Source organism: Delftia sp. WSY_7 (assembly GCF_043104845.1).
Classification (GTDB): domain Bacteria; phylum Pseudomonadota; class Gammaproteobacteria; order Burkholderiales; family Burkholderiaceae_C; genus Comamonas; species Comamonas tsuruhatensis.
This window is the reverse complement of record NZ_JBICLB010000005.1, coordinates 104,201-122,458: the sequence shown is the minus strand read 5'-3', so window position 1 is coordinate 122,458 and position 18,258 is coordinate 104,201. Positions and strand designations below refer to the sequence as shown.

The window sequence follows — 18,258 nt, the reverse complement described above, 5'->3', positions numbered from 1 at the left end:
GCCTTGCAGGCCCTGTGCACTGGCTGCATTCCCGTTCACCTTGGTGTCAGAGGAGGCGTGTCGTGAAGGTCTTGAAGCTGTCGGCCCAAGGGCTGCCCCAATCCTGGATTACGCTGGAGCAGGCGGCGCTGCATTACGCGGCGGACGATGTGCGCTGGGAGTCCGGCGGGGAAGTCGCCTGTTTCCGCGGTGGCCACAATGCCGTCACGGGCTGCCAGTCGGTCATTCACATCAACAGCATCATCGGCACGCGCGGTGCGCCCTCCATCAATCCGCACAGCCTGCAGCCGGGCCTGACCAACGGCAAGCTGTTCGCACGCGACCGCTGCATCTGCGCCTACTGCGGCCGGGTCTTCCACGAAAACGACCTCACGCGCGAACACATCGTGCCCATCTCCGCGGGCGGCGGCCATCACTGGATGAATCTGGTGACTGCCTGCCGTTCCTGCAACCACCGCAAGGGCGCCCGCACGCCTGAACAGGCGCGCATGCCCCTGCTCTACACGCCCTATGTACCCAGCCTCTGGGAAGACTTCATCCTGCGCAACCGGCGGATTCTGGCGGACCAGATGGAGTTTCTGCTTCTGCATGTGCCCAGAAGCTCGCGCTGGGCGCGCGATAGCCTCGTCGGGGACGGTGGGGCGCCCACGCACGAGGTGGCGTGGGCTTGATGAGAACTGTCAGGCAGCGGTCTTGGTTGCGGTCACGACGAAGCCCTGAACCGGTTGCCCGCCTTCCTGCCGCAGCACCAGTTCCTCGGTCGATACGCTGAAGCCCGCTTGCTTGCACAGTGCTTCGATATGGCTGCGCTTGTGGGCGTAGCGCTCGCTGGGCTGAAGAATGAGGTCCGGGCCATCTTCCGGAGCTGTTTCGCATGAGAAGATGAACTCGCCGCCGGTCTTGAGAATGCGTGCCGCATTGGGGATGACCGGCTGAGAGTCACCGATGTAGACCAGCACATCCAGGCAGGTGATCACATCGTATTCCTGGTCTGGTGTATTGCTCAACGCATCCAGCAGGTTGACATGGTGAAAACGGTCATAGACGCCATGCTTGGCTGCTTGCTCGATCATCTTGAGAGAGCTGTCCACACCAATCAGGTAACCTTGCATGGGGCCAAGGCAAAGCCCCAGCAAGCCAGTGCCACATCCCAGGTCGAGCACATTGACATCTTTTTCCGGATGACGTGCAGTCAATTGCTGCGCAACAAGTTTGGGCAGTTGGTAGCCCAATCCCTGGACCAGATGCTGGTCAAACTTGTCCGCCATATTGTCGAACAAGGTCCGGTGCATTTCCTCTGGCAGATGCGCCGGAGTCGTTCCCTTTGCCAATGCCGCGTAATATGCCAGGGTGGCATCTTCCGGGAATTGCTCTTCCAGTATCCGGATGTCACCCAGGGCATCCGAGGCCTGACCGTGCGCCACGATGTGCTTGATCCGCCCCATTCTGAATTGCGGCTGCTGAGGATGCTCTTCCACCAATGCATTCCACATCTGCAATGCTTGCGCATGCTCCCCAAGGTTGCCCAGATCGCTGGCCAGATGCTGGCGCAGCGTGGCATCACCCGCATGCATTTCTAGGCCTCGACGCAGGTGCCTGACGGCCATCTGCAGATTCCCGGCACGGTGCGCAATATCGATCACGCCAGCGAGCACCTGGGAATTTTGGGGCTCAATGCGGGACACCTTTTCTGCCAGTTCAATGGCTGAATCGAACTGACCATGCCTTGCGCGAAAGAGTGCTGTCTCCAGCAGGCCCGGCCCCCACATGGGTGCCAGTTCAAGGCATCTTGCGAAGGCTTCTTCGGCCTTGGCGTGGTTCCCGGCCTTTTCAGCCATCAGTCCGCCCAACATGAAGACGCGAGCGTCACCAGGCACTTGGCGGTGAGCCTTGTTCAGAGTCTGGGCGGCTTTTTGCAGGTCGCCTTTCGCGATCTGCTGGCGAGCCATTTCCAGGTGCTTGCGGTTGATATCGGCGGGGATGGAAGTAGCGCTCATGGACAGGTGTGTGTTTATGGCCAGGATGAGGCGGGCCTTGATGGCGGCAAATGCCGACAGGCCACGCCAGTGGCGAACTTTTCATTATCGTGGATTCTTCGCCGCATCATGTTTCAAGCCGCTGTCTGCAAGGTTTTGGACTGCGCAGCGGGAGCGGGATGCGGCGGCAGCGTGAGCGTGAAGCTCGTGCCGCCCTCCGGTGAAGGTGCCGCCTGTATGTCGCCGCCATGCAGTCGCGCAATGCGCCGGGCGACCCACAGGCCCAGGCCGAAGCCGCGGGCCTGGTCGGAGCGGTGGCCGCGCTCGAAGCGCTCGAAGATGCGCAGCGCCAGCTCGGGCGCCAGGCCTGGGCCCTGGTCGCTGACGGTGAGTTCCAGCTGACCACGGTCGTCGGTGCGCGCACGCACGGTGATTTCTCCGGCCTTGGCGTACTTCACGGCGTTGTCCACGAGGTTGGACAGTGCGATGCGGATGAGCGTGGAGTCGCACTCCCAGATGGCGGGCGCCTGCGCGCTGTCCAGGCGCAGACGGTGGCGGCGAGACCAGTGCACGAGCTGCGCGGCATCATCGACCAGCTCCATGACGGGAGCGCGGTGCAACTGCAGCCTGAAGGCGGGAGCGTCCAGGCGGTCGCTGATCAGGCAGTTGTCCACCAGGGCCGTGAGGCGTCTGCAGGCGCGCCGGATCTGGGCGGCGCGTTCGAGCTGGGAGTCGATGTCGGGGGAGGGAAAGGAAAGTTGCTCGGTGGCGGCACTGTCCACCACGGCCAGCGGCGTGCGGAACTCATGGTTGACCATGTTGAAGAACTGCCGCTGCTCCAGTCGCAGCGTGCGTTCGCTGTGCAGCGCCGCCTGCAGCGCGTTCTGCGCCCGCAGCAGCTCGGCCGTGCGCAGCCGCACGCGCTCTTCCAGCGCATGCTCGGATTTGGCCAGGGATTCGAGCAGTTGTGCCTGGCGTGCCATGGAGTCCCGGAATTTCTGGATCAGGCTGGCGCCGACGGCCACGGTGATCACGATGTTGACCAGCAAGGTGTTGAGCTGCCAGAAAACGCTGGTCTCTATGGTGGGCAGGCTGGCAAGGCCCACATAGGCTGCCGTCACATACAGCCCCATGAGCCCGTACATGGTGCTGGGAACGACCATCAGCACATGGACCAGGCTGGCACGATCGCGCAGCAGATTGCTCCATGCGACCACCGCAAACAGCGCGCTGATGGCCCAGGGCGCGCCGACCCCTATCCAGGCCCAGTCCTGGTAGCGGCCGAGCGGGATGCTTGGCAGGCACAGCAACGGGATGATTCCCAGGGCGAGCAGGGCCCGGTCCATGCGCCGCCAGCGTGTGTCGCGGGTCAGCAGCTCGCGCATCTGCCAGGCCAGGGCGGCGGGAAGCATCAGGGTGCCAAGGCTGACGCACAGATGGCCCCAGTGCGCCAGATGGTCGGGCAGCCAGATCTGCAGGTAGCCCCGGTCGCTGGCGCCGTGTATCAGTACGGCGATGGCTGCCACGGCCATGGCGGCCAGTTTGCGCAACCGCAAGGCCAGGGCTGCCCCGATGATCAGCAGGGCCAGCATGAGGTTGATGCCCTGGTGGATGCCCGATGCCCATTCCACGGCCGAGAACTGCGTCATCAGACCGCTGCTGCGCCAGATCGTGGCGTCCAGCTGCATGGGGCTTGAGGTCTGCACGCGCAGGATGAAGGGCTGGTCCGTGTACAGCGGAAACACGAGCTGGCGCACATGGACCCGTGGTTCGCCGGTTGCCGTATCGCCGCTGCTGCGCATGCGCCAGGCGCCGTCCATGTACTGGTACAGTGCGACCTGGTCCAGGTAGCTGGGCAGGATCTCCAGCCACAGAGGGTCCTGCTCGGGGTCGATCTTCCCGGCCGCGATATAGGGAGCCTGCACCTTGAGCCAATACACATCGCGCGTGTAGCCCTTGTTCAGCGGTGTGTCGAGCGCGGTGAAGTCCGTATCGGGCAGTGCTGCCACCTGGTCGATGGTGAGGCTGCCCTGCGCATCGACAAGCGCCAGCATGGGCAGGTCCGTGCCCAGCTGCAGGCGCTTGGCTGGAAGGGACTGCCAGGTCGGACTGAGGATGAAGCAGACCACCAGCACCAGCGAAAACACCAGCCAGCCCGGCAGCGCCAGACGGTTCAGGACACGCAGCAGGTTCAGGATACGCATGGCGAGGCGGGCTGTGTTGCAGCTGTGGCAAGGCCGCTGTCTTCGGGAATGCTGCAGGGCAGCGTCAGCGTGAAGCAGGTGCCTCCGCCCGCAGCTGGCGTGACCTGCACATCGCCGCCATGCATCTGGGCCACGCGCCGGGCCACCCACAGGCCCAGGCCGAAGCCTCGGGTCTGGTCCGAGCGCTCTCCGCGCTCGTGCAGCTCGAAGATGCGCTGCGCCAGCTCGGGCGCCAGGCCAGGGCCCTCGTCGCTGACGGTGAGCTCCAGCCGGCCCTGCCCGTCCAGGCGGGCACACACGGCGATTTCGCCGGCCTGGGCATATTTCACGGCGTTGTCCACGAGGTTGGACAGGGCGATGCGCACCAGCGTGGGATCGCACTGCCAGGAGGCGGGGATGCCGGCAGTCTCCAGCCTCAGATGATGGCGGCGCGACCAGTGCACGAGCTGTACGGCATCGTCGATCAGGTCCGTCACCGGAACCCGGTCGAGCTGCAGCCGGAACGCAGGCGCGTCCAGGCGGTCGCTGACCAGGCAGTTGTCCACCAGGGCCGTGAGGCGCCTGCAGGCACGCCGGATCTGGGCGGCCCGCTCCAGTTGGGAGTCGATGTCGGTGGACGGAAAGGTCAACTGCTCCGTGGCCGCGCTGTCCACCACGGCCAGCGGCGTGCGGAATTCATGGTTGACCATGTTGAAGAACTGGCGCTGCTCCAGCCGCAGGGTGCGTTCGCCGTGCAGCGCGGCCTGCAGCGCGTTCTGTGCATGCAACAGTTCGGCCGTGCGTGTGCGTACCCGGCCTTCGAGCGCGTGCTCGGAGCGGGCCAGCGACTCCACCAGTTGCGCCTGCCTGTCCATGGAATTCTGGAATTTCTCGACCAGGCTGGCGCCCACGGCAATGATGATGAGGATGTACAGCAGCAGCGATTCCAATTGCCAGTACATGCCGGCTTCGATGTCGGAGGACACCAGCCCCGTGAACGCTGCAGCCACGTGGATGCCCATGACCGCATGCAGCGTGTAGGGAATCAGCACCAGCAGGTTGACGATGCTGGTGCCCTGGCGGAGCAGGTTCTTCCAGGCCACCAGAGCGCTCAGCATGCTGGCCATCCAGGGGACGCTGACTCCTAGCCAGGCCCATTGCGTGTAGTGCCCCATGGGAATGCTGAGCAAGGCCAGCAGCGGCGCCAAGGTCAGCAGCACCAGCATGCGGTCGATGCGGCGCCAGATCGTGCCGCGCGTCAAGGTCTCGCGTGCCTGCCAGGCAAAGGCGGCAGGCAGCAGGAAGACGCCCACGCTCACCCATATATCCGCATGCGGCGCCCAGGGCTCGGGCAGCCACAGCTGGGCATAGCCGCGCACATTGGCGTTGTGGGTCAGAACCACGAACGCCAGCAGCGTCATGGCCATCAGGCTGCGCATGCGAAGGGCCAGGGCTGCGCCGGCGATCAGCAAGGTCAGCACCAGGTTCACGCCCTGGTGCACCCCCGAGGCCCACTCCACGCTGGACAGCCAGGCCATCAGCCCCGTGCTGCGCCAGACCGTGGCGTACAGCTGCATGGCGCTGCTGGTCTCGATGCGCAGCACAAAGGGCTGGCCGGCGCGCAGTGGAAACACCAGCTGGCGCACATGGATGCGCTGGGCCATGGGCACCGTGTCGCCGCTTTCGCGTGCCTGCCACAGGCCATTCGCCTGCTGGTAGAGCGTGACCCTGTCCAGATAGGTGGGCGTGATCTCCAGCCACAGCGGATCATTGCCGGCCAGCGCACTGGCGGGTGCGAGGGCAGGCATGGCCACCCTCACCCAGTAAGCCTGGCGGGTATAGCCCTCGTTCAGAGGCGTGCGCCGGGTTTCGAAGGCATCATCGGGCAGGGCCGCGACCTGTTCAATGGTCATGCTGCGGCCCGCATCGGCAAGCACCTGCATCGGCAGGTCCTTGCCCAGACGCAGTCCCTTGTCAGGGGGAGACATGGTTGCCGGGCTCAGCACGAAAAATGCGAGCAGCCCGAGCGATACCGTGATCCATGCAATAAAAGTAAATTTTTGTGTGTTTCTCTGAACTGTGAGCATTCGAGAGTGTTCGTGCATGGCGGCGGACGTTCACCCCAATGAAAATCCGCGCACCAATAGGCAAACATCATGCAGCAGACACTAGAGCCATCGATCGAGTTCACCGTCGCCGTCGTAGAGGACGACGAGGATATTCGTATCAATGTGTGTCGATTTTTAACAAAGTCTGGCCTGCATGCCTGGGGCACGGATTCTGCAGAAGACTTCTACATAAAGCTACTGCGCGAGAAGGCAGATCTGGTCGTCGTCGACCTGGGTCTGCCCGGCGAGGACGGGTTGAGCCTGGTCAAGCGCCTGGCCGAGCAGGAGATCCCCGTGGTGGTGCTCACGGCACGCGGCGATCTGGACAGCCGCATTGCCGGCCTCAATGCCGGCGCGCTGCAGTACTTCGTCAAGCCCACCGACATGAACGAGCTGGTGGCCGGCATCCGCTCCCAGCTGCGCCGCAACACCGGTCAGCCGGGCAGGGCGTCCGCCCCATTCCTGACCTGGCGCCTTGACCCCCTGTCGGCCTGCATGGTCGCACCCAACCACCAGATCATTGCCCTGACCAGCCGCGAGCTGGAATTGCTCGGCTGCCTGATGGCCACCCCCGGGACCATGGTGTCCAAGCAGACCCTGATCGAGGCCATGGGCTATGCCGATGTGGATGACGGTTTTCATCGCATTGAATCGCAGTTGACGCGGCTTCGCCGCAAGACCCTGGATATCTCCGGGCTGGCCCTGCCGGTGAGGGCCGTGTTTGGTCGAGGGCTGGTGTTCGTGCCTTAGGCGCCTTTTTCTTCTCCATTTCAGCTTTTTGAACCGCTGCCGTCCGGGCATGCGGAAGGGATTCGTTCGCCCATTTTTTTGCTGCAAAAGCGCGTGCGCGTGATTGGGCGGCTTGGTGCTGGCGGTGTGCGCAAGCCGGCGGCGTGGGCCGTCGGGGTTTTCATCCGTGATCAAACACACATGGAGAGAGGAATGGTATGGCGAGACAGAGTTTGCATATCCGGCCCACAGGGCCGCGCATGAACGCTTGGAGGCAGGCGAGACGCCTGATCGCGGCTGGCACCCTGGCGGTGATCGGTGCGGGGGCACAGGCGGCGTTTCTGAATGGTGATTTCGAGACGGGAGACTTGACTGGCTGGACGGCTCAGGCCTGGACCAACAATGGGACCCAGACCAATCCGAAGAGCCTGAGCGAGTTGCTTTTGCAGCCGCCCGGCAGCAAGGTTCATCTGGTCGAAATCGACAGCGGCTCGGAAGGCGCTGCAGACGAAGTCCTGTTCCGGGGTGACGCCGGCCAGTCCGCCCTCAAACTGACTTTGGCAGGCTCCCACTCTGCCCGCATCAACCTCAAGGCGAACAGCACCACCCCAGCCAGCAACGTGATACCGCGGTCCAACAATGTCACGGGGGGACTCGCCGGCTGGACCCAGCAGGTCAATACGGCAAGTTCCATCACCCAGGAAGTGACGCTGACTGCGGATGACATCGACCAGGACGGCAAGATCCACATCCGATTTGTCGCGGCGCCCGTGCTTGAGTACGCCAGCAATCACGGAGGCGAGGATCGCCCCTACTTTGCCATCTCGCTGGTCAAGACCTATGACGCCCAGACCGCCACGGATCTGACGGGCTCACCCCAGGAGTTGTTCTTCAAATACCACTACGGCGGCGAGCCGGGAGCACCCTGGAAGACCTTTACCGACAAGGGCGGTGCCATCCAGAACTACACCGACCCCCAGGCCTACGATGTCGCTCCTGGCAATGCCTACCTGCGGGTAGGCGACAAGGTCAGGCTGCAGGCCGTGGCCTCGGCCTGCAGTGCCGGTGGCCACGCAGGCCATCTGTACGTTGACAACTTCGGCACGACCCTGCCCAAGACCTTGTGGATCAGCGCGTCCGGGCCTGTCAGCGCGCCCAAGGCGGACGGCACGGAGATCACCTACACCTATACCTATACGAACAACGGCAGCACCCCGGTGAACAACGTGAAGGTCACGCCCGCCATGCCCGTGGGCACGGATGCGGGCGTCAGTCCGACCACGTTCGTGTCGCTGGCCGGCGACGGCGGCGCTTGCACGGCCCCGGCCGTGGGCAGTTCAGACCCTGCCCAGTGCAACTTTGGGACCCTGGCACCCGGGCAGTCGGGCACGTTCACGATGACCGTGAAGGTTCCTGCGGGCACGCCGTCAGACCAGATCAACAACGGCAACTACACCATCGGAGGCGACCTGACCTCGACCCTGCTCGGTGCCATGGTGCAGACCCAATTGCTGGCTCCCGCGGCGAGCAGCGACATGGTGCCTGATGTCTCCGGACTCCCGCCCACCGCCGTGGTCGGCGTCCCCTACACCGGCAGCTTCTCCTGCAAGAACGATGGTGCAGCCAGCGCAGGCCAGGCCATCTGCGATGCCTCCGGTCTGCCCCCTGGCGTGACGGCAGGCCAATGCACGATAGACGGCGCGGCCTGGATGCAGCCCGCCGTGGTGCCTGTGGGCAAGACGGTGGTCTGCCTGGTCTCCGGCACACCGACGGGTCCAGGCGGCAGCTCGACGGTCACGGTGACCACGGGCGGCGACAACGACCTGACCCCGGGCAACAACACGGCCACATCGAACATCACGGTCACCACAGCGCCGGACATGCAGGTCAATCTGAGCGGACTGCCCTCCACCTCGCCGCTGAACATTCCCTATAGCGGCAGCTTCACCTGCAGCAACCAGGGCCTGGCCAACGCCGTGAGCGGCACCTCCTGCGCCGTCACCGGCCTGCCGGCTGGCGTGACGCAAGGCGCATGCTCCATCAGCCCCGGCAATGCCGCGTGGGTGGCGGGCAATGCGGTGCCGGTGGAAGCCACGGTCACCTGCCAGGTGAGCGGTACGCCCACGGCCGCAGGTTCGTCCACGGTCACGGGCACCACGGGCGCAACGGATGATTCGAATGCGGCAAACAACACCGCGACCATGAATGTGTCCACCGTTGCAGTGCCCGACATGGGCGTCGATCTGAGCGGCCTGCCGACCGCGTTCACTGCCGGCACGCCCTACAGCGGCAGTTTTGTCTGCAAGAACCAGGGCTCGGCCGATGCATCGGCAGGGACCTCGTGCGCAGTCACGGGACTGCCGCCTGGCGTCAGCCAGGGCGCTTGCCGCATCAGCCCCTCCAATGCAGCCTGGTCCGCAGGGGATGCCGTGCCTGCGGGCGCCAGCGTGACCTGCACGGTCAGCGGAACGCCCAGCTCCGTGGGGGCGGTGGCACTGACGGGCAGCACCGGTGCGACCGGAGATGCCAACCCGGCCAACAACACGGCTTCCCGCGCGGTGGCCGTGGCCGTATCGCCCGCCTCCATCCCCACCCTCTCCGAATGGGGCCTGATCCTGATGTCCGTCTTGATGGGCATCATGGGCTGGGGCATGGTGCGCCGCCGCCGCTTCAACGCGCTGTGACCGGCAACCGGTCGTGACGCAGGGCGCCCTTCGGGGCGCCTTTTTTTGGTTCGGAGCATGGCCGCAGCCCATTGACATGCTCAATATGTGATCGAATAAGGGTTTATACCTAGCATTCGCCCCATGATCGTCCGTGATCGCCCCGCCGGCCTCAGGCTGTTTCTGATTTTGCGGGGCTCGGTGCTCCAGCGCATCCAGGTCACGCTGCTCGTGAACATCGTGTTTGCCGCCATCATCACCCTGGTGCACGGCAATCTCTTCGACGTGAAGATCACGGTGACGCCCATCCCCTTCACGCTGATCGGCCTGCCGCTGGCCATCTTCCTGGGGTTTCGCAACAACACCGCCTACGACCGCTACTGGGAAGGGCGCAAGCTCTGGGGAGAGATGGTGATCTGCGCGCGCACGCTGGCGCGCCAGTGCCAGAGCCTGATTGCGCTGGACACGGTGCCCGATCCCCGGCGCCGCGACAGCGACGTGCGCGTGCGCATGGTGCACCGGGCTGTTGCCTTCGCGCATTCGCTGCGGTCCCAGCTGCGGGGCCTGCACGACGATGCCGAAGCCGGCCGCTGGCTCGTGGACAGGGAATGGCGCCAAATCCAGGCCCTGCCGCTGGAGCAGCGCTGCGACGCACTGATGATGTCCATGGGGCATGACCTGGCGCAGTGTGTGCGCCGTGGCGAGATGGAGCCCTGCCTGGCCGCGTCCATGGACAAGACCTTCACACGCATGACGGCCGCTGCCGCCTCGTGCGAGCGCATACGCAACACGCCCATGCCGTTCTCGTATGCGCTGCTGCTGCACCGCACGGCCTATATGTACTGCTTTCTGCTGCCGTTCGGCCTGGTGGACACGACCGGGTTCATGACGCCTTTCGTCGTGGCCATCGTGGCCTACACCTTCTATGGGCTCGACGCCCTTGGCGATGAACTCGAAGAGCCCTTTGGCCTGGAGAGCAACGACCTGCCGCTGGACACCATCTGCCGCTCCATCGAGATCAGCCTGGGCCGCACGCTGGGCGAGACGGATCTGCCCGCGCCGCTCAGGCCCGAGGGCTACAGGCTGACCTGAGGCGGCGGGCAAGCATGGGAAAAAGCAAAGGCCCATGAAAAGCCCATGAAAAAGCCCCGCAGTTTCCTGCGGGGTCTGGTGGTCTGAAGCGGTACCCGAGGCTCAGGCAAACACGCCGGCCGTGTCCTGCATCTTCCCGGACACGATGCCCAGATGGTGCAGCGTGTCCCCACCCGTCATCTCCATCTGCGTCAGGCGCTTGAAGTAGTGGCTGCCTGCGTACTCGTCGGTCACGCCGATGCCGCCGTGCAGCTGCACCGACTGCTGGCCCACATAGCGCAGCGACTGGCCCAGCTGGACCTTGGCGCGCGCGATGGCCACGTGGCGCTCCGCCTCGGGCGTGTTCATCTTGAGGCTGGCGTAGTAGCTCATGGAGCGGGCCAGCTCCAGCTGCATCTTCATGTCCGCCACGCGGTGGCGCAGGGCCTGGAAGCTGGCGATCACCGTGTTGAACTGCTTGCGCTGGTTCATGTACTCGGTGGTGAGCTTCAGTGTCTGCTCCATGGCGCCCACGCCTTCGGCGCACAGGGCGGCGTTGGCCACGTCCTGGGCCAGCGTCAGGGCGGCCAGGCCATCGGTCGTCACCAGCGTGGCGGGGGCCGCCTGGCAGCGCAGCTCGGCGGCGCGGCTGCCATCCTGGGTCCGGTAGCCCTGGGTGCTGACGCCGCTGGCGCCGCGCTCCACCAGGAAGAGGGCGATCTTGCCGTCCAGCTGGGCCGGCACCAGGAAGGCATCGGCCGCGTCGCCTGCGGGCACCACGCTCTTGGTGGCATCCACCGTGTAGCCGCTGCCGCTCTTGCCGGCCGTGGCCGCGCAGACGTCGAGCCGGTAACGGGCCTGGCGCTCCTGGTGTGCCAGCACGACCAGGGCCTCGCCGCTGGCCACGCGCGGCAGCCACTGGCCGGCCACGGAGGCGTCGGCATGCTGGCCGAGCACGCTGGATGCCACGAAGGCCTGTGCCAGCGGCTCCATCACCAGGCCGCGGCCCAGCTCTTCCATCACCACCATCACGTCGGTGGCGCCCTGGCCCAGGCCGCCGTGCTCCTCGGGCACGGTCAGTGCCGTTAGGCCCAGTTCGGCCAGCTCGCCCCAGGCCTCGCGCGAGAAGCCGCCCGCCTCGACGATGGAGCGGCGGCGCTCGAAGGTGTAGCCCTTGTCCACCCAGCGGCGCACCGCGTCGCGCAGTTGCTGCTGGTCATCCGAAAAATCAAAGTCCATTTTCTGTCTCCCGAAGCTGATCGAAGCGCGTCCGGCGCACTTCTGGGGTCAGCGAAACTCCAGCCAAAATCAGCCCAGCACCGTCTGAGCGACGATGTTTCTCTGGACCTCGTTGGAGCCGCCGTAGATCGTCGTCTTGCGCATGTTGAAATAGGTCGATGCCAGCGGCGCGTTGTCCGCCACGCCGCCGGGGAAGTCGCCCTGCCAGCCGGCTTCCATGGCTTCTTCGATGAAGGGCAGGCTGAAGGGGCCTGCGGCCAGCATCATCAGCTCGGAGTAGCGCTGCTGGATTTCACTGCCCTTGATCTTGAGCAGGCCGGCGATGTCCAGCGGGTTCTTGCCCGATTTCTCGGCCGACAGCACGCGCAGCACCAGCATCTCCAGCGCGACCACGTCGACTTCGAGCTTGGCGATCTCGTCGCGGAAACGCTGGTCCTCATAGACGCCTTCGGCCTTGGCGATGCGCTTGAGGCGTTCCAGCTCGCGCTTGGCGCGGTTCACGTCGGCGATGTTGGTACGCTCGTGGCTGAGCAGGTGCTTGGCGTAGGTCCAGCCCTTGTTCTCCTCGCCGATCAGGTTCTCGGCCGGCACTTCCACATTGTCGAAGAAGACCTCGTTGACCTCGCACTCGCCGTCCAGCAGCTTGATCGGGCGCACGGTCACGCCAGGGCTCTTCATGTCCACCAGCAGGAAGCTGATGCCGGTCTGGGGCTTGCCCTCGTTGCTGGTGCGCACCAGGCAGAAGATCCATTCGCCGTACTGGCCCAGCGTGGTCCAGGTCTTCTGGCCGTTGACGATGTATTTGTCGCCCACGCGCTCGGCGCGGGTCTTGACGCTGGCCAGGTCCGAGCCCGAGCCCGGCTCCGAGTAGCCCTGGCTCCACCACACTTCGCCGCTGGCAATGCCGGGCAGAAAGCGCTGCTGCTGCTCGGGCGTGCCGTAGGCCATGATCACGGGCGCCACCATCACGGGGCCGAAGGGAATGATGCGCGGCGCGCAGGCCAGGGCACATTCCTCCTCGAACAGGTGCTTTTGCACGGCGTTCCAGCCGGGTCCGCCGAACTGCTTGGGCCAGCCGTAGCCCAGCCAGCCTTTCTTGCCAAGAATCTTGGCCCAGTTCTGCAGGTCGTCGCGCGTCAGGCGCAGCGAATGGCGCACCTTGTGCGCTATGTCCTGGGGCAGGTTGGCCCGCACCCAGGCGCGGACTTCCTCGCGAAAGGACTGTTCTTCAGGGGTAAATGCCAGGTCCATGGACTGTGTCTCCTTCAATCCCGGCTTTTGTAGCACGCGCGTTCTTTTTTGAACTGTCCAGGGCGTGACAACCTATGGCAATCCCTGATGGCTTCACGGCCGCCGGATATCAGGCAGGCTGATCGGGTTCTTCCAGACCCAGCTGGGCGTAGACATGTGCCAGACGTGCCTGCAGCTGGCGTACCTGGGCTTCCAGATCGACCACGCGCTGGGCCAGGGCATCGCCGCGTGCGCCTGCTGCCGCAGGGGCCGAGGCGATCGCGTTCACGTCCACGGGGCCGCACAGCAGGTGGGCCCAGCGTTGTTCGCGCGCGCCGGGCGCGCGGGGCAGCAGGACGACCAGCGGGCCGCCTTTTTCCTCGCTGCGCTCGCGCAGCTCTTCCAGGAAGGCTTCGACCGAGGAGATGTCGGCAAAGCGGTGCCAGCGCTCGGAGTTGATGCGCAGCTCGCCAGCCGTCTGCGGGCCGCGCAGCATCAGCAGGGACAGCAGCACGGCGCTCTGGTCGGGCACACCCACGCCGCGCGGGAAGTTGTGTTCCCAGCGCGTGGCGCGTGCGCTGCTGATCTGCACGGACATGGTGCGCAGGCGCAGGCTGTCCAGCGCTTCCTGGGCTTCGCCCTCGCTGACTTCCATCACCGGATCGCGGCTGCTTTTCTGGTTGCAGCCCGTCACCAGTGCGTTGAGCGTGAGCGGGTAGCTGTCGGGCACGGTACGCGCCTTCTCCATCAGGGTGGCCAGCACGCGGGCTTCGACGGCGGTCAAGGGGGTGGAGCGGGGATCGAATGGCATGGGTCTGAGGGCAAGAGGTGACAAGGCCCGGCAGGGCCATGGGCCTTGCCGGGGCTGGCGCAGGCCGCGCGGCCCGCGGTGCGACAATCGCCGCCCATGAAAAATATCGTGATCCTGATCTCGGGCGGCGGCTCGAACATGGCTGCCATTGTGCGTGCTTCGCAGCAACAGGACTGGGCGCGGCGTTATGGCGCCCGCGTGGCCGCCGTGGTCAGCAACAAGGCCGAGGCTTCGGGCCTGGTTTTCGCGCGCGAGCAGGGCATTGCCACCGAGGTGCTGGACCACCGCCCGTTCCCCAGCCGCGAGGCCTTCGACGCCGAGCTGGCCCAGGTGATCGACCGGCACGCGCCCGCGCTGGTCGTGCTTGCCGGCTTCATGCGCATCCTCACGCCGGGCTTCGTTGCGCATTACGAAGGTCGCATGATCAACATCCACCCCTCGCTGCTGCCCGCCTTCACGGGCCTGCACACGCACCAGCGGGCCATCGATGCAGGCTGCCGCTTCGCCGGCTGCACCGTGCACCGCGTGACGGCCGAGCTGGATGTGGGCCCCATCCTGGAGCAGGCCGTGGTGCCCGTGCTGCCCGGCGACACGGCCCAGGCACTGGCCGCGCGCGTGCTGGTGCAGGAGCACATCATCTACCCGCGCGCCGTGGCGCAGTTGATGCGGGGCTAGGGTCTGCTCACAGGCCTTCGCTCTGAAAGGCCTGCTGCTCCACTTCGGGGCAGCGTGCAAAGCGGGGCTGCTCCACGCCGTTGATGACCACGGTTTCGTTGAACATGGCGGCCGGCCGCACCCACAGGCCGCGCTCGCCGTAGAGCGCGCGGTACAGGGTCATGGACTCGCGCGTTTCGCTGTGGCGCACGGTGGCAAGCACCTCGTAGAGGGCGCCCTTGTAGTGGCGGTACAGGCCCGGGGGAGTGGGGATCAGGGGAGGCAGGTCGTCGTCGGTCATGGGGCGCCATGGTAGCTGCGCCAGCCGGGGGCTGCTGCGGGTTCCGACCTGTGGCCCTCTCGGATTTGCAAGGCAGTGGGACAATTGCGCCCATGCATCCCAAACAGCTTCTCGACGCCTGCGCCGAACTGGTCAAGCGCACCCTGACTTTCGAACATCCGGCCGACGCCGTGGTGTCACGCTTTTTCCGTGAAAACCGCAACCTGGGCCCGCGCGAGCGCGCTGCGCTGGCCGAGACCGCCTACACCGTGCTGCGCAAGAAGCTGCTTTTTGAGAGCCTGGCGCGTTCTGGCAGCGGCTCGCGTGAACGCAGGCTGGCCATTTTGGGCTTTGCCCACAGCCAGGAGGCACTGGCCCGCGTGGCTGGCAAGACCGAGCAAGGTGTCAAGGACGCACGCAGCTTCGTGCGCGCCGCGCTGTCGCCGCAGGAGCTGCAATGGCTGGACGCCTGCGAGGCCGTGCGTCCCGACGAACTGATGGAGCCGCACCGCCACAACCTTCCCGAATGGCTGGTCGCGCCGCTACAGCAGCAACTGGGCGATGACTTCTGGGCCTTTGCCCAGAGCATGGAGCAGGCCGCGCCGCTGGATCTGCGCGTCAATGCGCTGAACGCCAAGCGTGCCGATGTGCAAAAGGAACTGGCCGATGCCGGCATCGCCGCCGAAGCCACGCCTTACTCGCCCTGGGGCCTGCGTGTGCAGGGCAAGCCGGCGCTGGCCCGGATGGACGCTTTCACGCGCGGTGCCATCGAGGTGCAGGACGAAGGCTCGCAACTGCTGGCGCTGATGCTCGATGCCAAGCGCGGCGAAATGGTGGTCGATTTCTGTGCAGGCGCAGGCGGCAAGACCCTGGCCATTGGTGCTTCGATGCGCAGCACGGGGCGTCTGTACGCCTTCGATGTCTCGGGCCACCGGCTCGAGGCCCTGAAGCCGCGCCTGGCGCGCTCGGGCCTGTCGAACGTGCACCCCGCGGCCATCGCCCATGAGCGCGACGACCGCGTCAAGCGCCTGGCCGGAAAGATCGACCGCGTGCTGGTTGATGCCCCCTGCTCGGGCCTGGGCACGCTGCGCCGCAATCCCGACCTCAAGTGGCGCCAGTCGGCCAAGGCCATCGAGGAGCTCACGCAAAAGCAGGCGGCCATCCTGGCCAGTGCTGCGCGGCTGGTCAAGCCGGGCGGACGCCTGGTCTATGCCACCTGTTCGGTCCTGCCCCAGGAAAACGAAGCCATCGCCGACGCCTTTGCAGCGGAGCACTCTGACTTCGTGGCCATGGATGCCGGAGAACTTCTGGCCCAGCTCAAGGTGGAGCGGGGCGATGTGCTGTGCAGCGGCGGCGAGACCGGCACGCAGTACCTGCGCCTGTGGCCCCAGCGCCATGAGACGGACGGGTTTTTCGCCGCCGTTTGGACCCGGAAGCCGTAACTTGCAGACGCAATAAGCTGTAAGTCGCGGGAGATTGCCGAACGCCTTCACGGGGGGGCTCGCCTAAAATTGAGGCATCGGTGCCACTGGGCGCCGGCTTTGGCAAAGGCTTGGGTCATGTCTGTGGATTTCGCGTCGGTTTGGAATATTGCCCTGGACTGGATGGCCCATGGCCTGTGGCAGCTGTCGTGGTGGCAGCTGCTGCTGTATGCCCTGGTCACCACCCACGTCACGATTGCGGGCGTCACCATCTTCCTGCACCGCTGCCAGGCCCATCGTTCGCTGGACCTGGGGCCGGTGCCCTCGCATTTCTTCCGGTTCTGGTTGTGGTTGGGCACGGGCATGGTCACCAAGGAGTGGGTAGCCATCCACCGCAAGCACCACGCCAAGTGCGAAACCGAGGACGATCCCCACAGCCCGCAAACGCGCGGGCTGGATACCGTGATGCGCCAGGGCGCGGAGCTGTACCGCGAAGAGGCCAAGAACGCCGAGACGCTCAGGAAGTTCGGCCACGGCACGCCCGACGACTGGATCGAGCGTCATCTCTACAGCCGGCATTCGATCTGGGGTCCTTCTCTGATGCTGGTCATCAACGTGCTGCTGTTCGGCGCCATCGGACTGACCATCTGGGCCGTGCAGATGGCCTGGATTCCGTTCTGGGCTGCCGGCGTGGTCAACGGCCTGGGCCATTTCTGGGGCTACCGCAACTTCGAGGCCCAGGATGCCAGCACCAACCTCGTGCCCTGGGGCCTGATCATCGGCGGTGAGGAACTGCACAACAACCACCACACCTATCCGACCTCGGCCAAGTTCTCGGTCAAGCGCTATGAGTTCGATGTGGGCTGGGCCTACATCCGGGCGATGCAGGCGGTCGGCTGGGCCAAGGTCAAGAAAACGCCGCCCAGGCTGGTCATGGGCGCCATCAAGCCTGTGGCCGACGAAAAGACGCTGGAGGCCGTGATCGCCAACCGCTACGAGGTCATGGCCCGCTATGCGCGCGGCGTGCGTGCCGCCGTGCAGTTCGAACTCGATGCGCTCAAGCAGCGCAAGGCGCAGCAGGCCGACCTGTCCTTGCTCAGGACGGCGCGCCGCTGGCTGCACCGCGATGCCGACAAGGTGCCCGCCCAGGCGCAGGACCAGCTGGCCCAGGCGCGCGCCGCCCATCCCGTGCTGGACCAGATGCTGGTCATGCGCGAGGAGCTGCGCCAGCTGTGGCTCAACACCTCGCTGTCGCGCGAGCAGCTGACGGCCCATCTGCAGGCCTGGTGCCATCGCGCCGAGGCCAGCGGCATTGCCGCGCTCAAGGAGTTCTCGGTCAAGCTGCGCGCTGCCCACGCCTGAAGCTGCGAAGCCAGCCGGCAAGCGTCCATTCCCGGGGCCGCATCTTCTCTTCGGAGGCGATGCGGCTTTTTGCTGCGGGGTTCGGCTGCAGTTCCAGACCTGCCGTGGCCTGGGACACGGAGCGGACTCTTATCCGCAGGTCCGCGCCTGCGCGCCAGCCCTGGCCCGGCTGCAGCCTGAGAGTCAGCCCCGGCGCTGCATCGGCCCAGGCCTGCTGCGGGACGCTGATTTCCAGGCTGCCCTGGCGGCAGAACAGCTCGCAGCCCTCCTGCATGGACAGATACAGGTCGTTTCCGGGGGCGAGATGGCGCAGTTCGAAAGAGCGGGTGTGGGCGTTGTGCATGGGGTGGTGTCCTGTAGTTCCAGGCCCCAAGCGTAGGCATTCGGCCCTCTTTGGCACAGGCACAGGCTGTGGTTTGTTGCGCCGCAGCAGTGCAGGCAGTCCATGTTCTGTTCTGCTACATGACCTGATGATCTGTATCTGTTGCGTAACAGCGCCTTGAGGCAAGATCTCGGTCAAGCACTTCCATC

At 65.5% G+C, this 18,258-nt stretch carries 15 protein-coding genes; 7 read left to right on the top strand and 8 right to left on the bottom strand.

The genetic code is table 11. From position 1 onward, the window contains the following. Positions 1-62: 62 nt before the first annotated feature. Positions 63-671, top strand: a complete 609-nt coding sequence (locus ACF8ME_RS01885; RefSeq protein WP_016445747.1) for an HNH endonuclease — start codon at positions 63-65, stop codon at positions 669-671. Positions 672-680: 9 nt separating this feature from the next. Here the strand turns inward: ACF8ME_RS01885 and ACF8ME_RS01880 are convergent, their stop codons facing one another. From ACF8ME_RS01880 to ACF8ME_RS01870, 3 genes are all read right to left on the bottom strand, one after another. Beyond that, positions 681-1,997, bottom strand: coding sequence for a methyltransferase domain-containing protein (locus tag ACF8ME_RS01880; protein ID WP_047326580.1), 1,317 nt, complete (start codon positions 1,995-1,997; stop codon positions 681-683). A gap of 113 nt (positions 1,998-2,110) precedes the next feature. Continuing rightward, positions 2,111-4,180 carry an ATP-binding protein gene (locus tag ACF8ME_RS01875; RefSeq protein WP_392415047.1) on the bottom strand — a complete coding sequence of 690 codons (2,070 nt, stop codon included), beginning with the start codon at positions 4,178-4,180 and terminating at the stop codon, positions 2,111-2,113. Next, positions 4,168-6,147, bottom strand: coding sequence for an ATP-binding protein (locus ACF8ME_RS01870; RefSeq protein WP_392415045.1), 1,980 nt, complete (start codon positions 6,145-6,147; stop codon positions 4,168-4,170). The genes ACF8ME_RS01875 and ACF8ME_RS01870 overlap by 13 nt, the downstream gene beginning before the upstream one ends. A gap of 168 nt (positions 6,148-6,315) precedes the next feature. Here ACF8ME_RS01870 and ACF8ME_RS01865 point away from each other — a divergent pair, with 168 nt between their 5' ends. The 3 genes from ACF8ME_RS01865 to ACF8ME_RS01855 all read left to right on the top strand — a co-directional run bounded on the left by ACF8ME_RS01865 (position 6,316) and on the right by ACF8ME_RS01855 (position 10,751). Continuing rightward, a complete protein-coding gene (locus tag ACF8ME_RS01865; protein ID WP_016445751.1) occupies positions 6,316-7,017 on the top strand; it encodes a response regulator transcription factor in 702 nt (233 codons plus the stop codon). A 347-nt stretch (positions 7,018-7,364) separates the two neighbouring features. After that, a complete protein-coding gene (locus ACF8ME_RS01860; RefSeq protein ID WP_392415043.1) occupies positions 7,365-9,680 on the top strand; it encodes an IPTL-CTERM sorting domain-containing protein in 2,316 nt (771 codons plus the stop codon). A 123-nt stretch (positions 9,681-9,803) separates the two neighbouring features. Continuing rightward, the gene (locus ACF8ME_RS01855; protein ID WP_016445753.1) at positions 9,804-10,751 is read left to right on the top strand and encodes a bestrophin family protein; all 948 of its coding nucleotides are present in this window, start codon (positions 9,804-9,806) and stop codon (positions 10,749-10,751) included. A gap of 102 nt (positions 10,752-10,853) precedes the next feature. Here ACF8ME_RS01855 and ACF8ME_RS01850 read toward each other — a convergent pair whose 3' ends face one another. The 3 genes from ACF8ME_RS01850 to ACF8ME_RS01840 all read right to left on the bottom strand — a co-directional run bounded on the left by ACF8ME_RS01850 (position 10,854) and on the right by ACF8ME_RS01840 (position 14,010). Further along, a complete protein-coding gene (locus tag ACF8ME_RS01850; RefSeq protein ID WP_016451097.1) occupies positions 10,854-11,969 on the bottom strand; it encodes an acyl-CoA dehydrogenase family protein in 1,116 nt (371 codons plus the stop codon). Positions 11,970-12,038: 69 nt separating this feature from the next. Then, positions 12,039-13,220, bottom strand: a complete 1,182-nt coding sequence (locus tag ACF8ME_RS01845; protein WP_017405188.1) for an acyl-CoA dehydrogenase family protein — start codon at positions 13,218-13,220, stop codon at positions 12,039-12,041. A 109-nt stretch (positions 13,221-13,329) separates the two neighbouring features. Next, positions 13,330-14,010 carry a YceH family protein gene (locus tag ACF8ME_RS01840; protein WP_016445756.1) on the bottom strand — a complete coding sequence of 227 codons (681 nt, stop codon included), beginning with the start codon at positions 14,008-14,010 and terminating at the stop codon, positions 13,330-13,332. A 96-nt stretch (positions 14,011-14,106) separates the two neighbouring features. Between ACF8ME_RS01840 and purN the strand changes: the two genes are divergently transcribed. After that, positions 14,107-14,685 (top strand): phosphoribosylglycinamide formyltransferase, encoded by a 579-nt coding sequence (gene purN / locus ACF8ME_RS01835; RefSeq protein WP_016445757.1) that lies wholly within the window; start codon positions 14,107-14,109, stop codon positions 14,683-14,685. 7 nt (positions 14,686-14,692) lie between these two features. Here purN and ACF8ME_RS01830 read toward each other — a convergent pair whose 3' ends face one another. Then, positions 14,693-14,965, bottom strand: a complete 273-nt coding sequence (locus tag ACF8ME_RS01830) for a DUF1653 domain-containing protein (protein WP_392415041.1) — start codon at positions 14,963-14,965, stop codon at positions 14,693-14,695. Positions 14,966-15,057: 92 nt separating this feature from the next. Between ACF8ME_RS01830 and ACF8ME_RS01825 the strand changes: the two genes are divergently transcribed. After that, positions 15,058-16,386: an RsmB/NOP family class I SAM-dependent RNA methyltransferase gene (locus ACF8ME_RS01825; RefSeq protein WP_017405190.1), complete on the top strand. Its 1,329-nt coding sequence runs from the start codon at positions 15,058-15,060 to the stop codon at positions 16,384-16,386. 117 nt (positions 16,387-16,503) lie between these two features. Beyond that, positions 16,504-17,727 (top strand): fatty acid desaturase, encoded by a 1,224-nt coding sequence (locus tag ACF8ME_RS01820; protein ID WP_016445760.1) that lies wholly within the window; start codon positions 16,504-16,506, stop codon positions 17,725-17,727. On the opposite strand, the gene ACF8ME_RS01815 is transcribed toward ACF8ME_RS01820, so the two are convergent. Further along, positions 17,702-18,070, bottom strand: a complete 369-nt coding sequence (locus ACF8ME_RS01815; RefSeq protein ID WP_016445761.1) for a hypothetical protein — start codon at positions 18,068-18,070, stop codon at positions 17,702-17,704. The genes ACF8ME_RS01820 and ACF8ME_RS01815 overlap by 26 nt on opposite strands. Positions 18,071-18,258: the final 188 nt, after the last annotated feature.

Coding starts and splice junctions, on each gene's coding strand:
- ACF8ME_RS01870 (WP_392415045.1), bottom strand. CDS start 6,147: ATGTCTCCCCCTGACAAGGGACTGCGTCTGGGCAAGGACCTGCCGATG.
- ACF8ME_RS01850 (WP_016451097.1), bottom strand. CDS start 11,969: ATGGACTTTGATTTTTCGGATGACCAGCAGCAACTGCGCGACGCGGTG.
- ACF8ME_RS01820 (WP_016445760.1), top strand. CDS start 16,504: ATGTCTGTGGATTTCGCGTCGGTTTGGAATATTGCCCTGGACTGGATG.
- ACF8ME_RS01855 (WP_016445753.1), top strand. CDS start 9,804: ATGATCGTCCGTGATCGCCCCGCCGGCCTCAGGCTGTTTCTGATTTTG.
- ACF8ME_RS01840 (WP_016445756.1), bottom strand. CDS start 14,010: ATGCCATTCGATCCCCGCTCCACCCCCTTGACCGCCGTCGAAGCCCGC.
- ACF8ME_RS01815 (WP_016445761.1), bottom strand. CDS start 18,070: ATGCACAACGCCCACACCCGCTCTTTCGAACTGCGCCATCTCGCCCCC.
- ACF8ME_RS01865 (WP_016445751.1), top strand. CDS start 6,316: ATGCAGCAGACACTAGAGCCATCGATCGAGTTCACCGTCGCCGTCGTA.
- ACF8ME_RS01875 (WP_392415047.1), bottom strand. CDS start 4,180: ATGCGTATCCTGAACCTGCTGCGTGTCCTGAACCGTCTGGCGCTGCCG.
- ACF8ME_RS01830 (WP_392415041.1), bottom strand. CDS start 14,965: ATGACCGACGACGACCTGCCTCCCCTGATCCCCACTCCCCCGGGCCTG.
- ACF8ME_RS01825 (WP_017405190.1), top strand. CDS start 15,058: ATGCATCCCAAACAGCTTCTCGACGCCTGCGCCGAACTGGTCAAGCGC.
- purN (WP_016445757.1), top strand. CDS start 14,107: ATGAAAAATATCGTGATCCTGATCTCGGGCGGCGGCTCGAACATGGCT.
- ACF8ME_RS01880 (WP_047326580.1), bottom strand. CDS start 1,997: ATGAGCGCTACTTCCATCCCCGCCGATATCAACCGCAAGCACCTGGAA.
- ACF8ME_RS01845 (WP_017405188.1), bottom strand. CDS start 13,220: ATGGACCTGGCATTTACCCCTGAAGAACAGTCCTTTCGCGAGGAAGTC.